This window comes from Paenibacillus sp. YSY-4.3 (genome assembly GCF_054767475.1).
The window spans coordinates 1-20608 of record NZ_BAABMC010000014.1 but is presented as its reverse complement, the minus strand read 5'-3'; the positions used below and the strand labels follow the sequence as shown (position 1 = coordinate 20608).

24 protein-coding genes, 1 rRNA gene and 1 riboswitch are annotated in these 20608 nt (G+C 48.3%); of the genes, 2 read left to right on the top strand and 23 right to left on the bottom strand.

Annotation, left to right across the window (positions count from 1 at the left end; genetic code table 11):
- Positions 1–89: 89 nt before the first annotated feature.
- The 11 genes from spoVG to ACYUJT_RS24285 form a co-directional block, all read right to left on the bottom strand.
- On the bottom strand, positions 90–374 hold the full coding sequence (gene spoVG / locus ACYUJT_RS24335) for a septation regulator SpoVG (protein WP_110930526.1): 285 nt from the start codon (positions 372–374) through the stop codon (positions 90–92).
- A gap of 183 nt (positions 375–557) precedes the next feature.
- Positions 558–1385, bottom strand: coding sequence for a pur operon repressor (gene purR, locus ACYUJT_RS24330; RefSeq protein WP_460327292.1), 828 nt, complete (start codon positions 1383–1385; stop codon positions 558–560).
- A gap of 72 nt (positions 1386–1457) precedes the next feature.
- Positions 1458–2312 carry a 4-(cytidine 5'-diphospho)-2-C-methyl-D-erythritol kinase gene (ispE, locus tag ACYUJT_RS24325; RefSeq protein WP_460327372.1) on the bottom strand — a complete coding sequence of 285 codons (855 nt, stop codon included), beginning with the start codon at positions 2310–2312 and terminating at the stop codon, positions 1458–1460.
- A 192-nt stretch (positions 2313–2504) separates the two neighbouring features.
- Entirely contained in the window at positions 2505–2684 is a 180-nt protein-coding gene (locus ACYUJT_RS24320; RefSeq protein WP_460327289.1) for a small, acid-soluble spore protein, alpha/beta type, read from the bottom strand.
- A gap of 181 nt (positions 2685–2865) precedes the next feature.
- Complete coding sequence (gene veg / locus ACYUJT_RS24315; protein WP_110930530.1) at positions 2866–3144, bottom strand: biofilm formation stimulator Veg; 279 nt, start codon at positions 3142–3144, stop codon at positions 2866–2868.
- A gap of 261 nt (positions 3145–3405) precedes the next feature.
- Positions 3406–4311, bottom strand: coding sequence for a sporulation peptidase YabG (gene yabG / locus ACYUJT_RS24310; protein WP_460327370.1), 906 nt, complete (start codon positions 4309–4311; stop codon positions 3406–3408).
- A 50-nt stretch (positions 4312–4361) separates the two neighbouring features.
- Complete coding sequence (rsmA, locus tag ACYUJT_RS24305; RefSeq protein WP_460327286.1) at positions 4362–5246, bottom strand: 16S rRNA (adenine(1518)-N(6)/adenine(1519)-N(6))-dimethyltransferase RsmA; 885 nt, start codon at positions 5244–5246, stop codon at positions 4362–4364.
- Between the two features lie 6 nt (positions 5247–5252).
- Positions 5253–5807, bottom strand: a complete 555-nt coding sequence (gene rnmV / locus ACYUJT_RS24300; protein ID WP_460327284.1) for a ribonuclease M5 — start codon at positions 5805–5807, stop codon at positions 5253–5255.
- A gap of 112 nt (positions 5808–5919) precedes the next feature.
- Entirely contained in the window at positions 5920–7056 is a 1137-nt protein-coding gene (locus tag ACYUJT_RS24295; RefSeq protein WP_460327282.1) for a ubiquitin-like domain-containing protein, read from the bottom strand.
- 254 nt (positions 7057–7310) lie between these two features.
- Positions 7311–7527: riboswitch (cyclic di-AMP (ydaO/yuaA leader) on the bottom strand.
- Positions 7528–7742: 215 nt separating this feature from the next.
- A complete protein-coding gene (locus ACYUJT_RS24290; RefSeq protein ID WP_460327278.1) occupies positions 7743–8510 on the bottom strand; it encodes a TatD family hydrolase in 768 nt (255 codons plus the stop codon).
- Between the two features lie 19 nt (positions 8511–8529).
- A complete protein-coding gene (locus tag ACYUJT_RS24285) occupies positions 8530–9816 on the bottom strand; it encodes an HD domain-containing protein (RefSeq protein ID WP_460327276.1) in 1287 nt (428 codons plus the stop codon).
- A 341-nt stretch (positions 9817–10157) separates the two neighbouring features.
- Here ACYUJT_RS24285 and ACYUJT_RS24280 point away from each other — a divergent pair, with 341 nt between their 5' ends.
- Positions 10158–10412: an AbrB/MazE/SpoVT family DNA-binding domain-containing protein gene (locus ACYUJT_RS24280; protein ID WP_019640040.1), complete on the top strand. Its 255-nt coding sequence runs from the start codon at positions 10158–10160 to the stop codon at positions 10410–10412.
- A gap of 169 nt (positions 10413–10581) precedes the next feature.
- Here the strand turns inward: ACYUJT_RS24280 and rsmI are convergent, their stop codons facing one another.
- From rsmI to ACYUJT_RS24230, 10 genes are all read right to left on the bottom strand, one after another.
- Positions 10582–11469: a 16S rRNA (cytidine(1402)-2'-O)-methyltransferase gene (rsmI, locus tag ACYUJT_RS24275; protein ID WP_460327273.1), complete on the bottom strand. Its 888-nt coding sequence runs from the start codon at positions 11467–11469 to the stop codon at positions 10582–10584.
- A complete protein-coding gene (locus ACYUJT_RS24270; protein WP_460327271.1) occupies positions 11469–12239 on the bottom strand; it encodes a tRNA1(Val) (adenine(37)-N6)-methyltransferase in 771 nt (256 codons plus the stop codon). The genes rsmI and ACYUJT_RS24270 overlap by 1 nt, the downstream gene beginning before the upstream one ends.
- Positions 12240–12304: 65 nt before the next feature.
- On the bottom strand, positions 12305–12682 hold the full coding sequence (locus ACYUJT_RS24265; protein ID WP_460327269.1) for an initiation-control protein YabA: 378 nt from the start codon (positions 12680–12682) through the stop codon (positions 12305–12307).
- A gap of 45 nt (positions 12683–12727) precedes the next feature.
- On the bottom strand, positions 12728–13528 hold the full coding sequence (locus ACYUJT_RS24260; protein WP_460327267.1) for a PSP1 domain-containing protein: 801 nt from the start codon (positions 13526–13528) through the stop codon (positions 12728–12730).
- 129 nt (positions 13529–13657) lie between these two features.
- Positions 13658–14632, bottom strand: a complete 975-nt coding sequence (gene holB, locus ACYUJT_RS24255) for a DNA polymerase III subunit delta' (RefSeq protein WP_460327265.1) — start codon at positions 14630–14632, stop codon at positions 13658–13660.
- Positions 14633–14668: 36 nt separating this feature from the next.
- Positions 14669–15112 carry a YaaR family protein gene (locus ACYUJT_RS24250; RefSeq protein ID WP_460327263.1) on the bottom strand — a complete coding sequence of 148 codons (444 nt, stop codon included), beginning with the start codon at positions 15110–15112 and terminating at the stop codon, positions 14669–14671.
- Positions 15113–15470: 358 nt separating this feature from the next.
- Positions 15471–15800, bottom strand: a complete 330-nt coding sequence (locus ACYUJT_RS24245) for a cyclic-di-AMP receptor (protein WP_019640047.1) — start codon at positions 15798–15800, stop codon at positions 15471–15473.
- Positions 15801–15882: 82 nt separating this feature from the next.
- Complete coding sequence (gene tmk, locus ACYUJT_RS24240; RefSeq protein WP_460327261.1) at positions 15883–16527, bottom strand: dTMP kinase; 645 nt, start codon at positions 16525–16527, stop codon at positions 15883–15885.
- Positions 16517–18055, bottom strand: a complete 1539-nt coding sequence (locus tag ACYUJT_RS24235; RefSeq protein ID WP_460327259.1) for an aminotransferase class I/II-fold pyridoxal phosphate-dependent enzyme — start codon at positions 18053–18055, stop codon at positions 16517–16519. Before ACYUJT_RS24235 ends, tmk begins: the two co-directional genes overlap by 11 nt.
- A 187-nt stretch (positions 18056–18242) precedes the next feature.
- Positions 18243–18428, bottom strand: coding sequence for a sigma factor G inhibitor Gin (locus tag ACYUJT_RS24230; RefSeq protein WP_460327256.1), 186 nt, complete (start codon positions 18426–18428; stop codon positions 18243–18245).
- A 228-nt stretch (positions 18429–18656) separates the two neighbouring features.
- Here ACYUJT_RS24230 and ACYUJT_RS24225 point away from each other — a divergent pair, with 228 nt between their 5' ends.
- Complete coding sequence (locus tag ACYUJT_RS24225) at positions 18657–19181, top strand: hypothetical protein (protein ID WP_460327254.1); 525 nt, start codon at positions 18657–18659, stop codon at positions 19179–19181.
- Positions 19182–19343: 162 nt separating this feature from the next.
- Here the strand turns inward: ACYUJT_RS24225 and ACYUJT_RS24220 are convergent, their stop codons facing one another.
- Together ACYUJT_RS24220 and rrf are read right to left on the bottom strand one after the other, a co-directional pair.
- Complete coding sequence (locus tag ACYUJT_RS24220) at positions 19344–19772, bottom strand: hypothetical protein (protein ID WP_460327251.1); 429 nt, start codon at positions 19770–19772, stop codon at positions 19344–19346.
- A gap of 717 nt (positions 19773–20489) precedes the next feature.
- Positions 20490–20606, bottom strand: a 5S ribosomal RNA gene (gene rrf, locus ACYUJT_RS24215).
- Positions 20607–20608 lie beyond the last annotated feature (2 nt).

Sequence of the window (20608 nt, the reverse complement as noted above, 5' to 3'; positions counted from 1 at the left end):
TATATCTTATTTGACACAAAAAGAAAAGAGAGCCATATTTCATGGCTCCCTTTTCTTCGAACCCCAATTGGTTAGACAAAAACCAGTACTTAAGCCCCTTCTTCAATAACTTCCTCCTGGTCAGCAGCGCGTTCGTATTCAGCCAATACTGCGGCTTGAATCTTCTCGCGTGTGCCTGAAGAAATTGGATGCGCGATATCCCGGAACTCCCCGTCCGGTGTGCGCTTGCTAGGCATTGCTACAAACATTCCATTATTTCCATCGATGACGCGAATGTCATGAACAACAAATTCGTTATCGATGGTAATGGATGCAATTGCCTTCATTCTGCCTTCCGAGCTGACTCGGCGGAGCCTTACATCCGTAATTTGCATATGTGTTCACCACCTTTTTCCATCAGGGACTTGGTGTAATATTCCACATAGCCAACGGAAATCCTCCTTTTTTATGGAACAAAATACCCTAAATTCAGGAATTTTTTTGAAATCATGAGGTTTTCGACATGATTCGTCTATAACGTAGCCGATTTTTTATGAATCGACAGAGCATAAAACAAGCTATTTTGAGAAATAGTTGCCTGGCTCTACTCTAATTTCCTTGCCTTTGGCATCCACGACTGTCAGCGTGGCCAAAGATACATAGTCCTGGAGCAATCTTTGCTCCGATTCGATCTCACCTGACTCCACCAACACGCCTACGCCAGCAACCTCAGCATTGAATTCCGCCAGTAGGTCTACCATCCCCTGAATCGTACCCCCGGCCTTCATAAAGTCGTCCATAATGAGAACTTTAGATTTTTCTCTAAGTGCGCGGCGCGATAGGGTCATCGTATGCAGGCTTTTGTGCGAGCCCGATACATAATTGATGCTAACGGCCGATCCCTCTGTAACCTGATGGTCCCGCCTCACGAGCACGACTGGTAAATTCAGCTCAGCTCCTGTGGCATAAGCGAGTGGGATTCCTTTAGTCTCAACGGTCATAACACAATCAATATCGCGGTCGGCAAAAGCAGTCGCAAATAATTTTCCGGCCTCGTTCATAAGTGCAGGTTGACCTAATAAATCAGACATATACAAATAACCGCCCGGTAAAATGCGATCCGGCTGCAACAGCTTCTCGCACAGCTGGTTGATAAATGTAAGAGCATGCTCTTGGCTCACTTTAGGAATATACTTTACTCCTCCGGCGGCTCCGGCCAGAGTATGCAGTTCTCCCATACCTTCGCTTTCAAATACTTCCTTAATGATGCCCAGGTCCTCGCTGATTGAGGATTTGGCCGCTCCATAACGTTGTGCAAAAGTGGTCAATGGTATCAAATGGTGGGGACGTGACAATAGAAATCGCGTCATTTCCACCAATCGAGCGCTTCTTTTTAATTTTCTCACGAAGTACCCCTCTAAATCCGAATATTTTAATGAAAATATTACACGATTGTACGTCTTTATTCAAGTCTTCACTTAAGTGAGCAAGCGTACGGCGTAAACCTCTTTGCAAAAGCCGCGCAACCCGTTATAAATCCGGGATACCTTAGACTCCTTGGAAACTAGGCCGAATACTGTAGGTCCGCTGCCGGACATCAGCACGCCGTCAGCTCCAAGCCTCAACATCGTTTCCTTTAGGTGCGCTACCTCGGGATACAGCTTAAGGGTCACTTCTTCTAATACGTTGCCTAACTCCTCGCACACCTCAGGAAAAGATGAATGCTCAATCGCCAGGCGCATGCGGTCAGCCGAAGGATGCGCCATCACTTGATCGCTGCGGAAGCGCCCGTAAATTTCTGCCGTCGATACGTTGATCGGCAGCTTCGCCAGCACGACCCAGCACTGTGGCGGATTGGGAAGAGGGGTTAACTGCTCCCCCCGGCCAGTCGCAAGCGCCGTTCCGCCCGTTATGCAGAAAGGTACGTCCGACCCCAATTCAGCGCCAAGCTGTTTCAGTTCCTCTTCAGGTATGTTCAGATCCCATAACCGGTTTAAGCCGCGGAGCGTGGCTGCCGCATCGCTGCTGCCGCCAGCCAAGCCTGCGGCTACCGGAATATTCTTATCCAAATGAATATACACGCCGCTGCGGACGTTGTACCGTTCTTTAATCAGCTTTGCCGCCTGGAAGGCTAGATTCTTCTCATCCAGCGGGATATAGCCTGCCTGGCTTGAAATAATGATGGTATCCCGGGAGAGGGCTTCCATTTCTAAACGATCAGCCAAATCCACCATGGTCATGATCATTTCAACCTCATGATAGCCATCCGGCCGCTTGTGCAATACATCCAGCATCAAATTGATTTTTGCCGGAGCTTTCTCGTAAATCTTCAAGGCGTACACCACCCTCAGCATGTCCATGGAATCATTTCTTGACTTGTTATGAAAGCATTAACGTTTACCATATTATAAATTCAACTGAGGCCTGCGTCTATTGCAGACGGTCAAATACCTGTCGTATGTACGTTTAATTCTTAATATGTTAACAAACAAGGGGCCTTCCTAGTCAGGAAAGCCCCTTGTGATTTATTGCCGTGCAGCCGCTGCACGCTCTGCTAACTCAATCGCCCTTTTCACCATATTCCCGGCATCCTTAGCCTTAATGCCTCCCCAGCCTTCCTCCTGAACGGTGTCGTAGAACCCCAGCTCCTTTGCGAGCTCCATCTTCAGTTCTTCTGACATTACACTACGCCGTCTCCGCGCCATGGCATGCCCCTCCTTACAGAATGATGGATTATAGGAACATTGGATAGTATGCGCCACCGCCGGCCCTTCATACGGCGAAATACCTTCCAAGAACGCGCTTCTCGCCAACCAACCCGGAATAAAGAAAAAAACGGCTCCGCATGACAGCGGACAGCCGTTTATAAACTCGTCATGATGCTCACTATTTAATATACGTAATCCGCATCTCGTTGTCGCTGTTGTCGTCACAAATCATCACTTCAACGGATTCGGTAAGTATATCGGCATAACTGTAAGACACTCGCTTAAAAGTCTGTTGCTCTTCATCCAATTTCACGATAAAGACAGATGGATATGTCTCTTCCAATACGCCGGTACGTTCGACGGTCTTACGGCGACCACCGTTTGCACGCAGCATAATTTTCTGTCCTACGTAAGCGTCGAGACTATGCTTAATTTCCGACAGCGTATTTTTAGCCATTGCCTGTGACCACCTTCTTTCTTTGTCCATTATACAACAGAAGGGAGTCGCTTGTCAAACTGAAATAAATAATTATATCAGGGAGAAAAAAGTGTTGTCAACGATTTTTTTTCGACATCTTTCTAAGGAAAACTTTTTTTGGTTTAAATCCCGGAAAATCCGCATAATTTGGCGTTTTTCAGCCGGTTATCATCCTTCCCCGGAAAACAAGAAAAGCACCTTACGGTGCTATTGCAAATCAAAAAATATGGAAATATAACCCTACATAGATGGAACTACCTTCAAGGTAGTTAAATCTTTGAGCTTGGGCAAACCGATTCGGTAGCTGCCTCGCGTCTCGATTCCGCCGACGCCCTGCGTCCCGCTGATCGTATTGTTTAAAACATCCATCATGCTGATGGTGTCACGGATCGATGTAAAGGATACCTTTGCGGCAATGTAGACCGGGTCAAGCGCGTGAATAAGTACGCGGGAAGGCGAACTAGCAAAGTTGGCTCCAGCCTGCAGCAAGGCCTCAAAATGGGACTGGCACGCCCCAGCGACGACCGTTAAAGCATCAAAATTCCGCTCATACTGCCTTGCTGTCTGAACCGCTTCTACAAAATGGCTAGAGTTCTTGTAACTCGTCAAATTGTAAAGGTCCGCATGCGGCCGGTTCTTAAGTACGCCATCATGCCCCGTAATGACGACGATATCCGGGCGAATGCTCGGGAGCAGACGGTATAAGACGCTCGCCATTTGCGACTCCGCCACATAATAGCCATGAACAGGAACACGAAGCTTCTCATACAGCTCCAGGCTCTTCTTCAAATATCTCTCGTCTCCGTCCAGATGCAGGACCTTGCCTGGGACTTCGAAATAGGACGGCTCGTTTTGCGCGTACCACAACTGATTACCCAAACTGGCCTGATTGCGCTCGGTTTGCTCCTGACGGTCACGGTGCAGCCTCTTTAGCGACTCTGTGGCCTTAATACGCGCTCTTCTCGCCTTTTCGCTTGGAGAGGCAGGGTCAACCTTTACGAGATCATCCAAAGGTGCGTCAGCCAGCAGCCGAAATTCCGTCCCCTTAATCATCGCTTCATTTCGCTGTATGCTTTCCACCCGGAAGGTCACGTCCCCGCCGTACGATTTCCGGACTACCAAGTCTCCCAAATTCGTCAAATAAATCACCTCTACCCTAAGGTATGGGCGAAAGCGGGGATTGGTTACAGCATTTATTATTGCTTCAAGCCTGCCGCAAACAGCACGTTGCTAAGTACAGCATACTCCTGCAGAGACAGTGTCTCCGCCCGGCGGCTCGGTTCTATGCCTGCTTTGGCAAGAAGCTGCTCCAACCGTTCACGGCCTTCCTTCGGGAAGAAGCGGCTCTTCAGATTGTTGGCGATCGTCTTCCTTCTCTGGGCAAAAGAGGCATGCACAACATCAAAGAAGAAGGTCTCGTCCTCAACCGACACTGGCGGCTCCTTGCGGACTTTCAAACGAATCACTGCCGACTCCACATTAGGCTGGGGAATGAACACCGTATGCGGCACGATGCAGACGAGCTCCGGCTCGCTGTAATACTGCACGGCAATGCTGAGGCTCCCGTACGCCTTGCCCCCAGGGGAAGCAGCCATGCGCTCGGCAACCTCCTTCTGGATCATTACGACGATATGCTCGAGCGGCAGCCCTTCCTCCAGCAGCTTCATCAGGATCGGCGTAGTAACGTAGTACGGCAAATTGGCCACGACGCTGACGCCGGATACATCTTTGAACTGCTGTTCAAACAACTCTCGCAAATGAAGCTTGAGCACGTCTCCATGCACGACTTGGACATGCGGATACGGCTCCAGCACCTCCTCCAGAATGGGGAGCAGCCGCTGATCGATTTCCACGGCGGTTACCTTCCTGGCCTGCTGAGCCAGCTTCTCCGTCAGTGCGCCGATGCCGGGACCGATCTCCAAGGCCCCCTTAGTCTTGTCCAGCCCTGCCGCTTCGATAATCTTGGCTAATATATTCTGATCGATCAGGAAATTCTGACCGAGGCTTTTCTTAAATGAGAATCCATGCCGCTGAATAATTTCCTTCGTGCGGCGCGGCGTTGATATATCTTCTCTACTCATGGCACTCTAAACCCCTTTTTCCTCCAGTTGAGCCAGTGCAGCCAGAAACTCCTCCCGGCTAATCCGAAATACGGTCAGCCGTTTGTAGAGCTGCTTGCCGTTGCAATAACCGATGCCAAGCAATTCACCGATCACGCGCCTTCTGGCAGCGGCTGAGGGGTGAACGATCAAGCCGGCGTCTATTAAGTCTTCCCAATCGATGAGCGTATCATCGGCTTCTGCTGATTCAGTCTCGGTACGTACGCGCGCCAGCGCTTCCCTAATGGCTTCGGGAGATGCGTTCTCCACGCCGATATCACCACGCCGTGTAGCATCCGCCTCCCGCAGGAAGGCATGCTTGCAGCCGGGGACCCGGCCTGCGACGATTTTGCGGATGCGCTCGCCGGCATGGTCGGGGTCAGTCAAAATAATGATTCCCCGCCGCTCCTGCGCCAGCTCTATCTTGCGCAGCACGGTCTCGTTGATGGCTGAGCCTCCAGTTTCAATCGTATCGGCCTGTACGGCTCTTTTGACGGCGACGGTATCGTCCCGCCCTTCCACGACAATGACCTCTTTGATCATTGGACAAATACCCTCTTCCTTATACGCAAAAAGAAGAGGACTTCTCCTCTTCTCTCCATACCTTTTTCATTTATCTATAGTATCTTATTCCTTTTACAAAGTAAAACAGGAATTAGTTCAATTCTGGTTTGTTCGGACCGATAACATAAACCGTGCGCCCCTTCTTGCGTCCGAAGTTCTTCGCCGATTGCAGGCTATCGAAATAAACGTCCATTTTATTGCCTTTAATGGCGCCACCCGTATCTTCGGCTTTGCGGAACCCGATGCCTTCGATATATACCCACCAGCCCATAGGAACGACGCTCTTGTCTACGGCGATCGTTCTGCCTTCCGTTACGCGTGTCCCGGAGGCCGTCTTCGTGCCGATGCCGTCCTCTTCGGCGGAATAAGCGGTTAGTGTGACATCTTTGAGCACTTTTTTATATTTAAATGAGACGCCGCCTTTGGTTGCCGTTCCACTGATATCCACTTGATCCGCAGTGCGGGTAATATTAGCGGCGAGCACAGCCTCTGGCTTGGGCTTCGTACCTACAGCGATCACTTTATCCTGAGCCTTCGTCTGGACCTCTTTGCTCAGCCAACGCTTGGTTACGAAATTTCCGTCTTCATACACTTTCTCGACGTGATGTACAACTACTCCTTCGCTGCCCTGCTGCAGCACCTTCGTCTGCCCCTTCTCCAAGTTAGGATCCGAGGTTTTGACGATGGCAAATGGTACGGTCTCTTTGGTCTGTACCGTTTGCTTGGATACGCGCACCACCTTGATCTGGAGATCGGAAGTGACTTTGCTGCTTAAATCCGGAGTTATCTTATCATCCGGGTTTACGGTAATGCCAAGCTCGTTGATAATGCCCTGTACGCTGGATTGGGTAGTTAAAAGCGACTTCGTCTTGCCATCCACGTTTACCTGCACCGGAACCGCCCTTACGATAACGATCCGGTCTCCCTTCTTGAGGGAGCTCTCGAGCGGCCGCGATATGCTATCGCCTTGGCTCAGCACGATGGAGTGTTCATCCAGTACTTGATTCACTAAAGATTTGCGGGTCTCGATCTCCTGTACCTTCCCGTCGACCACCAAATAAATGTTTTTGCTGCTGCCGTTCAGCCAAATCAAAATGACGATGATTGCTGCAACAGTCAACAACGTGACTACCGATATCTGACGTAGATTCTCATGCTTCCATCGCAATGCGTAAGACATACTGGATGAGCGTGATTCATGGGTCTCTTCTTTCTTGAAAATGCCCACTTTCCGTCCTCCTTCATAGTCCCGCCCTAGGTCAATGCATGATGAGATGTTGACGTGACTATTTCGTTTTTTACGAAATGCTAGAACTACAGCATCCCGCATCCTGCCCCAGTCTGGTCGGCATTTGTCACCTCCTGTTTTAAAACAGTATGATGACCCTATTACAATTATTCAAAACAAAAGAAGCCGAAAGAAAGAGTTAGAGCAACTCTTTCGTGGCTTCCTGAAGGTCTTGATGTAATAGGATGCACGAAGTTGCCTCTCTTGACACGCTTACGAGGTTAGCTGTCGGGTTCGGACGAAGAGAGTCGCCCTTTCTTGGTTCATTCGCTCATGGCGCAATGACCTCGAATTCACCCCAAAGATCCTGCAAAGAAATCAAATACGGCAACGCTGACTGAATTAAAACATTTCATCAAGCCGTATCCGGTTCCCCCGTTCTCCTTTTCGGAGACTCAGCGAGACTGGTTCATGGAACATGATTCGATGGCCATAGGCAATGCGCCAAACTCGGCCAAATCGATCACTGAAAAGATTCTATCCTGTTTCAATGCATGTTGTAAAGGACGAATCAAGAACGTTTTCTTAAGAAAATGGTTAAAAAAATGTAATAAACTCGATGTTTTAAATTAAAATGCATTAATCTTTCCTGAAATCTCTTCTTTTCACCACTTTTACTCCCGATTTCACCGAATGGAAAATCGTTCCAGTGCATTACGGGTTGTGATTTCTGCAATTTCTTGGAAGGACAACCCTTTTAATTCAGCAGCTGCCTCCGCTACCAAATGGACATATGCAGACTCATTTCTTTTTCCACGATAAGGATGTGGAGTTAAATAAGGGGAATCTGTTTCAAGCAGCAATCGGTCGAGCGGCGTTTGCTTCAACACCTCTTTAGGCTGTTTGGCATTTTTGAAGGTGATCGGGCCTCCGAAGGATAAATGAAATCCCATATTCAGACATAATTTGGCCGTTTCCCAGCTCCCTGAGAACGAGTGCATCACTCCGCCGACTTCATGAGCCTTCTCTTCCTGCAAAATTCGAACTGTATCCTCATGAGCATCCCGGTTATGAATGACGATCGGCATCCCAAGTTCGCGGGCCAGCCCGATTTGCTTACGGAATACGGCATGCTGAACATCTTTAGGCGAGGTATCCCAATAATAATCGAGACCAATTTCTCCAATGGCAACCACTTTCTCGTGGCGACATAATTCAGCAATCCAATCCAAATCCTCTTCCTTCATGGTGATGGCATCCTGAGGGTGCCATCCAACGGCGGCATATATGAATTCATAGCTCTCGGCCAGCTTCATTGTCGTAGGAATCGTTTCGCGGTTAAAACCGATGTTGATCATGCGCGTAACCCCTTGCTCCACCGCGCGAGAAATCGTTTCCTCACGATCCTCATCAAACTGCTCCGCATCCAAATGCGTATGCGTATCCACTAACATGGCGATATCCCTCCTGTAGTTAAGTCTCCCGGCCAAAAAAACGAGTCAAATCCGCAGACAAATAAGGCCATACCGCCTGCAATTTATTGTCCGGAAAGTACAAATAAAATTTCCCTCGCTGCATGCCGCTAATTGATCGGACAATATCGGATACTTCTGATATTTCCACCAAGCGTTCCTGCTTGTCCAGCAGCAAAATTTGCTTCCCGCGAAGCTCTTCGTCAGGACGAGACACATCATACGGCAAGTCCGTCGGAAAATCAATGACTAGATCATAGTCCGGATTTAAGCCCAATTTTCGGAGTTCTTCGCCGATTTCCGTTATTTTCTCCAAATCGAGCGATTCTAGTTCAACATATTTGTACAACTTGCGATCCATAAAACGAGTGCAAAGATCGACAAGCAGGGGATCTTCTTCATTTTTCCACTGCATAAAAGTGGTTTGAATTAATGCTTCATCTAATAGCAAATATTGCTGCACTGTCAGATCGGAGTCGAACAAGCTCGGTAATGGATGCGGGAGGAAGGAAAATGTATACCCCTCAGCATATAATTCCTTAGCCCGGCGAAAAATTTGCCGCAAAATAATTTCCGAGCTCCGCGTCACTGGATGGAAATAAATTTGCCAATACATTTGGTAACGGGACATTAAATAATCCTCTACCGCATGCATGCCGGTCTCCTTCACAACGATACGTCCCTGGTACGGCCGCAGCATCCGCAATATCCGGTCCATATCGATTGTACCGTAATTGACGCCAGTGAAATAAGCGTCCCTCAGTAAATAGTCCATTCGGTCTGCATCTAGCGGACTCGTTACCAGGTTGACGACGATTTCATTAGAATAGTCCTTCCGGATGACCGAGGCCACTTTGTCCGGGAAGTCATCACCCATTCGCTTCAGGACATGCCCCACCTCCGTATCGCCAAGCAAAATGCGGCAGGTCCAATCTTCATGATTCATGTCGAAGGCTTGTTCGATAGAATGAGAAAAGGGGCCATGCCCCAAATCATGAAGCAGCGCCGCACAGAGCGCGACAAGTCGTTCATCCTTCGGCCAATCCGGGTAATTATTTCGTTCAAACTGGGAAATGATTCGCCGCGTGATCTCATATACTCCTAAAGAATGAGAGAATCTGCTGTGCTCTGCCCCATGGAAAGTCAAATAAGAAGTGCCAAGCTGACGAATCCGGCGAAGCCGCTGAAATTCCTTCGTATTAATAAGTAACCAGATCAATTCATCCTGAACATGAATATAATTATGAACAGGATCTTTGAATACCTTTTCTTCGCGAAGGTTATGCATGGCCAATTCTCCTTGTTTTCAATTTATTTTGAAACTAAAAGAATTTAACGTCTCTGGTTATGTCGAGAGACTCGACAGGTTTTGTCGAATTTTGTCTAACAATGTCACATTAAATGTCGGAAATATGTCGAATGCTTAAAAAGCCCGGTATAAAAGCATTTTTTTAGTGACTTATGTGTATATATGTCTTTAATTTAGTAATTTAACTGAACTCTACCATAAATAGGTTGACTGTTTTGGGAAACGTTGGTATTATAAATATCATAAAAGATAGAAGTTTGTCGAATTATGACGCTTTTAAAAAATTGATAAAATTTTTCGCGAGAGGGGTATCATCAGTCATGATGAAATCAACAGGTATTGTTAGAAAAGTAGATGAACTAGGTCGTGTAGTTATTCCTATCGAATTGCGCCGTACGCTCGGAATCGGAGAGAAAGATGCGCTTGAAATTTATGTAGACGGCGAGCGTATCATGTTGAAGAAATACGAGCCTGCTTGCATCTTCTGCGGCAACGCTGAAAACGTAACTTACTTCAAAGGCAAAATTGTTTGCCATGAATGCCTCACAGAAATTCCAACACCTGTGACAAATTAAGAATTATAGTATATAATAGACTTACTGAATCTGTTAATTCTAACCTTTTTCATATCTCCTTGGTGCCTTCTTCGGCTTGAACCCGGCCGAATGAAGGCACCCTTTTTTTGTGCGTCCTATTTCTTACGTTAAACAGAGGCACATAGCACGTCCAGAATAGACCTTATCACTATATTAGCGATTGATAAATATCCCTCTTGGATACCCCCCGATCATGAGCAGTCTTCTTCATCGCCTCCTTCCGGGACAATCCTTCCTCTTCGTAGTGCGCCACATGATCATGAATAGACAGCGGCTTCCACCAGGCATTTCGCTTCTCTTCGAGCTCCTCTGGATCGGCTCCTTCCACCACAATGCAATATTCCCCCATTGGCGGATGCTCCCCCAGCCATTCCAGGCATTCTCGAATCGTTCCCCGGGCCATTTCCTCAAATCGTTTCGTCAGCTCGCGAGCCAGAACTATTCTCCGGTTCCCTAGAACAGCAAGCATGGATTCCAGGCTCTTGACCAAACGATGCGGGGATTCGTACAGCAATAGCGTACTCTGTTCCTCCTGCTGCAAGTGAAGCATCTCATCCCGCTCCCGCTGTTCCCTAGGAAGAAAACCGATAAATTTGAAACTGTCCGTAGGCAGGCCTGAGACGATTAACGCCGATAATGCTGCATTTGCCCCCGGTACGGGTACAACAGATATTCCCGCCTCGATCGCCAGCTTCACCAGGTCACTTCCGGGATCAGAAATGGCTGGCAGACCGGCATCGCTGACAAGAGCTAAATTTTTTCCTTCTATTATAAGGCGGACCAGTTCTGGGCCACTGGCTAACCGATTATGGTCATGATAACTCAGCAACTTGCCCGGCGTAATTTCGAAATGGGACAATAGCTTTCTCGTCTGTCTAGTATCCTCCGCAGCAATGATATCCGCTTCCCGCAGTATACGCACTGCCCGATAAGTCATATCCTCCAGATTGCCGATCGGCGTAGCGACCAAGTAGAGCGTCCCGTAATCTTGACCCTGTTGCTGCTCGGCGAAACTTCTCTGCACCTTTACACTCATCATTTTCCCTCTTTTGATCCGTAATATATTTCGTATATTTCTTTGCAGTATTCCCCATTCTCTTCGTATACGATCAACGGCGGCAGCACCCTTACATCCGGCTTGCCGTCCCGCAGCGCTTCAATAAGCACCATGTTCGCTTCCATGCCTGCCCGTGGATGTACAAACCGAATGATCTTCGGTTCGAGCCGATATTGCCGCAAAAGAGTTATGATTTCACCAAGCCGTTGAGGCTTGTGCACCATTGACATTTTGCCTCCTGTCCGCAGCAGTCTCATCGAGGAACTGATGACTTCCTCCAGCGTACAGTGAATTTCATGCCGTGCAATCGCCTGGTGCTGATTCAGCTTCAAATCCCCGCCAGTTAGCGGCATGTAAGGCGGATTTACCGTCAGCGCATCATATACGCCGTGCCCCGTCTCCTGCACAAGCTCCCGCAGGTCTCCCTCGCGGATCGTGATCCGATCCTGCAGAGCATTCAGCTGCGTACTGCGGCGCGCCATATCCGCAAGCCGGGGCTGTATTTCAATACCCTCGATTTGCGCCTCCGTGCGCGTGGACAACAGCAGCGGAATGACACCGTTGCCTGTGCACAGATCAATGATTTTACCCCGCTTCGGTACAGCCGCAAAACGTGCCAGCAGCACGGCATCCATGGAGAAGCTGAACACTTCATCGCTTTGAATAATCCGTAAATGATGCGTCAGCAGATCATCCAATCTTTCTTTTTCATATAAAGGTACTTCAGTCGGCAATTGGCCTTTCGTCATCGAATACTCGCCTTTCTTTGTACAGTTGGTTGAAAAAAAACCGTAGGAAGCTCCTACGGCTTTACTTATTTATTCAGAAAAGACAAACAGAACAGGCAATCGCCTTCCGTTCGTAAATGTCCATAATACACGTTACAAATGTGGAATCCCTCGTGATACAGACGTGCGAGGTTATCATGACCTTCCCCGACGATATCGATCGCTTCTGACGGTTCCTTGCCTTCCGGCAATACGGAATCGGCTTGATCTGAAGAAGACGGAAGACGACCTTCAGTGGACTCCCGCTTTAAAATTTTGCGTAATTGCTCATTCTCCAGTCGAAGCTGCTGATTCTCTTCCACCAGCTTCTTCACCTCTAGCATCAGCTTGCTCAATTCGCCGTGGACGGTTCCCATTTGTGTATCCAGCGCCTGCATATTCGTAAAAATATCTTTATTCTCCAAGTTCCCACCCCAGAGTCATCTCTAAAGTTCTATCTTGAAAACTCATTACTTAACGACAACATCGTCTAAAGGAAGTTCCTTGACCTTACCTATTTCGAATAATTGCACATGAACCGAACGCGAACCTGCATTCAGTCCCACTACTTTCCCTTCACCGAGCGATGTTACAACCATCTTGCCTACCGATGGCAGCTCTTCCTTCACGCTCTCATAATTATCATGCTCAAATTTCAAACAGCACATCAGTCTTCCGCAAAGCCCGGAAATTTTCGTCGGGTTCAGCGATAAGCTCTGATCCTTTGCCATCTTGATCGATACGGGTTCGAAGTCACCCAGCCAAGACGAACAGCAAAGTATGCGTCCGCAAGGACCGATCCCGCCGAGCATCTTGGCCTCGTCCCGAACTCCGATTTGGCGAAGCTCGATTCGCGTGCGGAAGATGCTGGCCAAATCCTTAACAAGCTCACGGAAATCGACCCGGCCTTCAGCGGTGAAATAAAAAATGATTTTGTTGCGGTCGAATGTAAACTCAACATCAACCAGCTTCATTTTGAGATCATGATCTTTGATTTTATTTAAACAAGTGGCAAAAGCATTCTTTGCCGCAAGCTTGTTCTCTTCCACAACACGGGCATCAGCATCGTCGGCAATCCGGATGACCTTCTTTAGCGGAAGGACGACATCCGATTCTCCAACCTGCTTCTTCCCGACGACAACCTTACCGTATTCGATCCCGCGCGCCGTCTCGACGATGACGCTCTGATCCTTCTCGACCGGAAGCTCCAGAGGATCGAAATAATATATTTTGCCCGCTTTCTTGAAACGGACACCTACTACAGTGTACAAAAACTTACCCCCTCGTCTAGCACTGGCACTAATAAATATGTGACCTTTCAAATAAATCCCTTGTATTGCATGGGAGAAAGTTTACTGCAAGTTCTGGCGTCATCATGTCAGGTCTTTATCTCTCTACAATTATCCTTCAACGCCAATCAAAAACTGCTCTACGCAAAGCTGGCCATTCATGTTCTGCCTCAGCTTCTTTCGGCTCTCTGCCGCCAGCGCCATTGCCTGAATCCAATGCTCCTGACTGCGGCTAGAAGCATGCCGATTGATGAAATCCAGCTCATCTATGAAAACGATTCGATCATGTCTATGATAGAGCGCATGGAGCATGTCCTTAAACCACAAATGGAAAAGATTAAACAACATGTCCAAATGATCGCTGAGGCCAGCCTTGAAAATAACCTGCTGCGCTGTAATTAAAGGAGTCCCGCCACGTCCTGCGGATTCCTTCCCTAATTGTAACACTACGTTTCTAATTTCTGCAAACCAATTCTGCTGCAAAAGCTCGCGGCATGGACCCAGTCCTGCCGCCAAATGAACGGCACACCTCACTATAGTGGGCGGAAATCCTTCGTTTGATAAAATTTGGAGCATTTGCTCCGGATCAAGCGGCGTAAATGGCACCCACTGCGCCCGCGATTGGATGGTCGGAAGCAGGGCTCGTCCGTTATCCGACAAAAGAATGGCCACAGCCGGAGACGGCGGCTCTTCTAGAAACTTCAGCAAACTGTTCGCCGCCTGCACGGTCATTTTCTCCGACTCGTCGATAATGTAAACCTTGGGATTCCCGCCTTCCGATCGATATGAGAAAATCCGCTGTAAATCGCGGATTTGGTCAATCTTAATGGTCGAGCCCTCGGGAGCGATATAATGGAGATCGGGATGGTTGCCATGCAATACTTTGCGGCATTCCAGGCATTCCCCGCAAGCATCATCCCCGTCCTCCGTACAGAACAGCGCTTGAACGAATGCCATCGCCATCTCCTTCTGTCCGCTTCCCGGGGGCCCGCTGAATATATAAGCATGCGATATCTGGTTACGGCGAAGACCGCTTTGCAGCAGCGTCTTAGCCGAATCCTGCCCCAAAATTTGCTCAAATGACATTTGCGATTCTCATTCCTTATTAAGTCGATTTACATCTTAAAAACAAAGATTAATCAGCATGCCTCGGATCTCACCAATCTTCTGAAGCAGCTCAATTTTCCCTTGCTCCGTCTCCAGGAGCTCGTCAGCCATCTCGAGCAAAGCCGAATCGATTTCGTCCAGCAGCTTGTAGCGCTTGCCCCGCCCGCGGCGATCCCAGCCCCGGGAATCCTTCATACCTACGCCGCGCCGTACCGTGTCTTCCATAAATCTCTTGACGAGAAGACGGTATGCCTTCAGCTCGCGAATAGTCATGGAATGGGCCAGACGGTCACCCTGAAGCTGGATCTCCTTAAAGCGGCGATTCAATTCCTCCTGGGAGGCGCGCTCGCCCTGGTGCTGCATGACATCGGAGAATGTTTTGGATTGTACAGGCTTTGCAGTATTGTCATTGATCCCTATGCCATTGTTCAGCGGCCTGAACCCCGGACCTATCTTCATTGCATTCACAGCCTATCTTCATTTATTTCAAAAATTATGGTTTCTATATTTTGAGCTACCTCTAAAAATGTTCAGGCTCACAAAGTCAACTTTTCAGCACCGAAGCTTAACCTTCCGATGTGCGTTTTTTCAAAACGCTTTAGGTTGCATAAACCCGAAGCCCTTGCTTCCGGAGCGAGTTTTGCTTTGCAAAACCTTCAGGAGGAGCGGAGTGTAGGCAAAACCTACATGAGCATCTGAAATGTTTCAACGGAAACATACTACGAAAGCATATGCTCTTCAAGGGTGAGTGCAAGATTCGATGTCGAATTACATCTTGAGTTACTTCGTGATCAAAAGGTGACTTTTTGAGCTACCTCTAAAAATGTTCGAAGCGGTCTACCGGCAGAACGAAGACAGTGGCCCCACCGACCTGCACCTCAACCGGCAGTGGCAAATACGAATCGGTTGTTCCGCTCATCGGTGTCACTGGCGTGACAAGCTGTTCACGGACTTTGCAACTACTGCGGATGACATTCAATACGGATTCAACCTGATTGTCATCAACCCCGATCATAAACGTCGTATTCCCTGCCCGCAAAAATCCGCCGGTACTTGCTAGCTTCGTCGCCCGATAATTTTCCTTCACGAGCGCACTGGATAGACGATTGCTGTCTTTGTCTTGGATAATCGCAATGATCAGTTTCATTGCAGCCCCTCCTCGTATTTTAAAATATCGAAAGATTGGTTCGCATCCGGCTTACGAAACCGAATACATTTATATTTGACAATCATACTGCAAATTCCTTTAATGCTGCGAAAAGATAACTCTTCATTTCCTCGCTGACCTCTTGCAGCGTTCTCGAGGCATCGATCGTAATGATCCGCTGAGGATACATTTGAGCGGCGATACGGTAGCCTTCCCTCACTTTATGATGGAATTCCAGGCTTTCCATATCCAATCTGTTGACCTCGCGTCCTTCACCCGAAGCAATTCTCGACAATCCCTCTTCCGGCTGGATATCCATGTAGAATGTCAGATCAGGAAAACGGCCGCCTGTCGCAAAGCTGTTGATCGCCAGTACCTCATCAATGCCGAGGCCTCTGGCGTAGCCTTGATAAGCCAGACTGCTGTCGATGAAACGATCGCATAGCACGATGATCCCCTCTTCGAGTGCAGGCTCTACCTTCTCCGTCAAATGCTGCCTCCGGGCCGCCGCATAGAGCAGCGCTTCAGTTCGCCCATCCATTTCCGTATGCTCCGGTGCTAGGATGACCTCGCGAATCTTTTCCGCAATCACGATTCCGCCTGGTTCTCTAGTTGTCATGGATGGAATGCCTTGATCCTCGAGCATCGAACTGAGCATCTGCAGCATCGTCGTCTTGCCTGAGCCTTCCCCGCCCTCCAGCGTAATAAACAATCCTTTACTTTTCATTGGTATTCCCGCCTTCTGTTTGCTCTTTATCGAGATGCTTATAAACCAAAATCGTATTCAGCTGAGAATCCGCAGCTCCCTGGCATTTTGCTCCGGATTGACGCAGCCCCTTTAAGCGCTGCAACGCTTTCTCCGAAATGGCCTCTCCCGGATAAAGCAAAGGAATACCCGGCGGATAAGGAATGATCATTTCCGCTGCGACTCGGCCCAAACTATCCTCCACTAGTACGGCTTCGATCTCTTTCTGGGATCGCGGCTGCATCATGAAAGGCACTGGATTGGACACACCATCTGCTAGGCCAAGGCCGCTCTCAATGTTCCACGTGGAAACTGAGGCTAAGGCAGAAGTTTTGTCCCCCGCCATATTCTGCAGCGCATGGTATAGACGTTCAGCGTCCTCCCTTGTCGTCCCTAGACTCAACGCCAGAACAACATACCGCTCATCGCTCATTTCCGGTATGCAGCCTGCCTCTTCCAGCTTCGCCTGCAGCTCGTAGCCGCTCCAGAAGCCAGCTGCATCGTAAAGTACAAGTTTAAACGGATCTTGTGTAGTATATGCAGCATCTTCTCCGCTGGCGCCCGTCTGTACGATACCAAAGCGGGGCAATTGGGAGCGGATCGCCTGGCGCAGCCAGTCCGCCGCTGCCAGCCCCTCGCTGAATGCGGCATGGCCCTGCTGCTCCAGCAGATGACGGCTCAGATCGAGCGAAGCCATGATCGGATACGAAGGGCTGGAGCTCTGCACCATCGCGAGCCGCTGACGCAGCAGGCTGCGATCAAGCAGGCTGCCCTGCACGTGCAGCATCGCGCCCATTGTGAGGGCGGCGAGCATCTTGTGCGTCGACTGCACGACGCCATCGGCGCCTTGGGCTAGCGCGGACAACGGCAGAGCCGGGTGCAGCCCATAATGGGCGCCGTGTGCCTCGTCGACGAGCAGCGGCACGCCGTGAGCGTGGCAGAGCTCCGCCAGCTCTGCCAACGATGCGCCCATCCCGTAGTAATTCGGGTGCGTGACAAGCAGCCCCTTCGCTCCGGGATGCCAGCGCAGGGCCTCACGCACCGTCTCTATCGACGGGATGGTGGCGAGCCCGCTTGCGCCGTGCTGCTGCGGCGCAAGGAACACCGCTTGTGCTTGCGCGAGCATCAATCCGTGAATAACGGATTGATGCACGTTGCGCTGCACAAGCAGCACGTCGCCTGGAGCGGTGCACACGCTCAGGATCAGCGCCAGGTTGCCGGCCGTACTGCCGCCGACAAGGAAATACGTCTCCTCCGCTCCGAAGAAGGTGGCAGCCCTCTGCTGTGCCTCCTTGATAACCCCCTCTGGATGATGAAGATCGTCCGTACCGGTAATTTCCGTCACATCGATCCCCATAACCTGGGCCAGCTCTGCAGCAGGATTGCTGCTGCCTATTTTGTAGGCTTGGCCATTTTTATGGCCTGGCACGTGAAAAGAAGCAAGCTTCGCTTCTTTGTATCGAAGCAGGGCATCGTATAAAGGAGCTCCTTGCTTCACACTGTCAGACATATATATCTGGTCCTTCCGAATTGACTTTACTTACCCTCTTGTAAGGCAGGGTGAAACCTGCACTCATAATAATACTTTCTGTTTCCTTAGATATAGGGTATCACTTCATTTTAACGCTACTCTCACGCTTAGGGCAACATACAAAAGGACCCGCCATACACTTCCAGCAGGTCCTTAATTATGAATACTATGCATTCTTCTGCACCCATATCTGCTTCATTCGATGAATAAAAAAATAATATTTCTCTTCCTGAACGTCTGTGTGAACCATTTCTGCCTCACAGGCATCGCATATGAATTCGGACACAATATGAATGCCTTCCAGTTTATGCTCGCCGCATATTATGCATGTATGATGCGCATGTTCATCCATCCGCAATCCCACCTTGATTTATTTTACTATCAGTATGACACATGTTCTATTATTTTAAACCCTTTCATAGTACATTACTTACTATATATGTATATGCAATGCCTGCTGCAATGGTGTTTGTACGGCACAAACATAAAATATTCTTTTTTTCTGCCGATATATTAGTAAGAGCATGCCTGAATAAAGGCTTATCTATTTACTTTTCCCCAAGGAGGGTTGAATGTATCGATGCCCGCTGAATCCGGCACGAATGCAACGTTTTACCATTACCGACTTCTTAAGAAATTGGTAATTCCCAAAGCCCTAATCTATAGTCTGCTAACGCTTCCTCTTATATGGCTTGCGGCAGAAATTGTCCTTTTTACTTGGACGAGCATATTTTTTTTCCTGCTGGCAATCCCGATTGCCTTCTGGATTCAATATGTGATAGCGCGATCCGTACTGGTTATTCAACACAACACGTACCGTAAACGCTGGCGCTTCACCCGACGTTTGCCCTGGATCGGTTATATGCCAGATCAGTATGTCTCCTATTCGGTATATCGACGGGTACAAATTCATTCCTCGTGGATCGGTTTGGTCATTATCGCCATCTTGATTCCTTGGTCTCCGATATCTTTTGTATTTTCTTTGTTTTTCTGGCATGCATGGAGCATGGCTCCGCGGCTTTATCCTCTATTCGGCTTCAAAAATCAACCCAAAGAAGGCATGATCAAATTTAACGAAGAGGACATTTCCTACTACATGCCCTAGAAAAATTCCAATGGCTTTACATATATACCTTGTTGAAACCCATCCATTAGCATTCCTTTAACCCCGATATAAAAAAACCTGTTTCCTGCAGAAATGCAGGAAACAGGCCGACATGCCAATTCCTATATCCATATGCTTCAATCCTACCGGAGCTACGAAATGCTACTGACTGCCCTCCAGCCCTTGTATTACGGTCTTCCTATCCTGCTTCGGCACCAGCACGGTAAACGAATTATCATGAATCGTTAGTTGAACGATAACCTTATCCTTCTTATATACATGGGTCGTACCTGAATTCTGATCTTTCTGTTCCGTCCAACCCCATTCATTGATGGCTTGCTGGTATTCCGCAGGCACACTGTCGGCTTCATTGATGCCCGATAACGAATAATGGACATAATCCATTCTGGAGTTATTAAGAGCCGTTTCCGTAATACTGGCTTCCTTGGGAACAGGAAAGCTCTTCTCAACAACCGAACCTTCAAATTTCGTCCAAGAAGGTGTGGAAGATGCACAGCCTGTAATGATGAGCAGCATCATCCAGACTAACCCCATGAAGCATAAGGAATATCCTCTTCCTCTTAGCCGCATGTTTTTTCCTCCTTACCTGACCTAACATACTATCTTACTTGGATAATATTAACAATGATGGAACAATACAATTACAAAAGATAGGCTAAAATTCCTAGGCGATAAACTACCATTCTCATTATAACGCCAGTCTGTACCATGTCGGTAACAAAAAGGTTACATTAAAACGAATAGTTAAATGCAAAAAAGCCATGTTTTTCTTACTTCCTTTATGAGAATACCTGTTTTCATTCAGTTTCTCAGCTGCTTGCTATGTAATTTTTCAGTTCATCTTTTTTGGACATGACTTAGGATTTATTATACTTTTGATAAATCCCGTCCGTTCAGGCATGTGTTTTTATAACACTTGAAGGCTAAATGCATTATATACAGCTAGTTTGCCTCTATTTTCGGAAAAACCCCTGCTAAATGCAAATCTTACAGCTAGTTAGCCTTAAAATGGTCCCATTCCCAGAATAGTCTCCAACTAAATGTATATTCTCCAGTTAGTTGCCTTCTAAAGGGCTAAAACCAGTGAAATAGCTGTATGAAATACATGTAGCTACTTAGAGGTAATATGCTATTGGTAGTGCCACCTTCATCAGATACGCTGGAGCTCCTATCTCAAAAACTTAACGAGCTCTGCTCAACAGGTAGCTTGTTATTTGCCATCTCAGCCCGCAAGGCTAGTCCTCAAAATAATAAAAACCACCACCGGATTATCGGCAGTGGTTCTTCGCTTGGCGACGTCCTACTCTCCCAGGACCCTGCGGTCCAAGTACCATCGGCGCTGGAGGGCTTAACGGTCGTGTTCGAGATGGGTACGTGTGGAACCCCTCCGCCATTGCCACCAAACG

What these genes read in the sequence shown, in the direction of transcription:
- spoVG (WP_110930526.1), bottom strand. Translation starts at nt 374, where the DNA reads ATGCAAATTACGGATGTAAGGCTCCGCCGAGTCAGCTCGGAAGGCAGA.
- ACYUJT_RS24320 (WP_460327289.1), bottom strand. Translation starts at nt 2,684, where the DNA reads ATGGCGCGGAGACGGCGTAGTGTAATGTCAGAAGAACTGAAGATGGAG.
- veg (WP_110930530.1), bottom strand. Translation starts at nt 3,144, where the DNA reads ATGGCTAAAAATACGCTGTCGGAAATTAAGCATAGTCTCGACGCTTAC.
- rsmA (WP_460327286.1), bottom strand. Translation starts at nt 5,246, where the DNA reads ATGAGTAGAGAAGATATATCAACGCCGCGCCGCACGAAGGAAATTATT.
- rnmV (WP_460327284.1), bottom strand. Translation starts at nt 5,807, where the DNA reads ATGATCAAAGAGGTCATTGTCGTGGAAGGGCGGGACGATACCGTCGCC.
- ACYUJT_RS24290 (WP_460327278.1), bottom strand. Translation starts at nt 8,510, where the DNA reads ATGTTAGTGGATACGCATACGCATTTGGATGCGGAGCAGTTTGATGAG.
- ACYUJT_RS24285 (WP_460327276.1), bottom strand. Translation starts at nt 9,816, where the DNA reads ATGCATAACCTTCGCGAAGAAAAGGTATTCAAAGATCCTGTTCATAAT.
- ACYUJT_RS24280 (WP_019640040.1), top strand. Translation starts at nt 10,158, where the DNA reads ATGATGAAATCAACAGGTATTGTTAGAAAAGTAGATGAACTAGGTCGT.
- rsmI (WP_460327273.1), bottom strand. Translation starts at nt 11,469, where the DNA reads ATGAGTGTAAAGGTGCAGAGAAGTTTCGCCGAGCAGCAACAGGGTCAA.
- ACYUJT_RS24270 (WP_460327271.1), bottom strand. Translation starts at nt 12,239, where the DNA reads ATGACGAAAGGCCAATTGCCGACTGAAGTACCTTTATATGAAAAAGAA.
- holB (WP_460327265.1), bottom strand. Translation starts at nt 14,632, where the DNA reads ATGTCATTTGAGCAAATTTTGGGGCAGGATTCGGCTAAGACGCTGCTG.
- ACYUJT_RS24250 (WP_460327263.1), bottom strand. Translation starts at nt 15,112, where the DNA reads ATGAAGATAGGTCCGGGGTTCAGGCCGCTGAACAATGGCATAGGGATC.
- ACYUJT_RS24245 (WP_019640047.1), bottom strand. Translation starts at nt 15,800, where the DNA reads ATGAAACTGATCATTGCGATTATCCAAGACAAAGACAGCAATCGTCTA.
- tmk (WP_460327261.1), bottom strand. Translation starts at nt 16,527, where the DNA reads ATGAAAAGTAAAGGATTGTTTATTACGCTGGAGGGCGGGGAAGGCTCA.
- ACYUJT_RS24235 (WP_460327259.1), bottom strand. Translation starts at nt 18,055, where the DNA reads ATGTCTGACAGTGTGAAGCAAGGAGCTCCTTTATACGATGCCCTGCTT.
- ACYUJT_RS24230 (WP_460327256.1), bottom strand. Translation starts at nt 18,428, where the DNA reads ATGGATGAACATGCGCATCATACATGCATAATATGCGGCGAGCATAAA.
- ACYUJT_RS24225 (WP_460327254.1), top strand. Translation starts at nt 18,657, where the DNA reads ATGCCCGCTGAATCCGGCACGAATGCAACGTTTTACCATTACCGACTT.
- ACYUJT_RS24220 (WP_460327251.1), bottom strand. Translation starts at nt 19,772, where the DNA reads ATGCGGCTAAGAGGAAGAGGATATTCCTTATGCTTCATGGGGTTAGTC.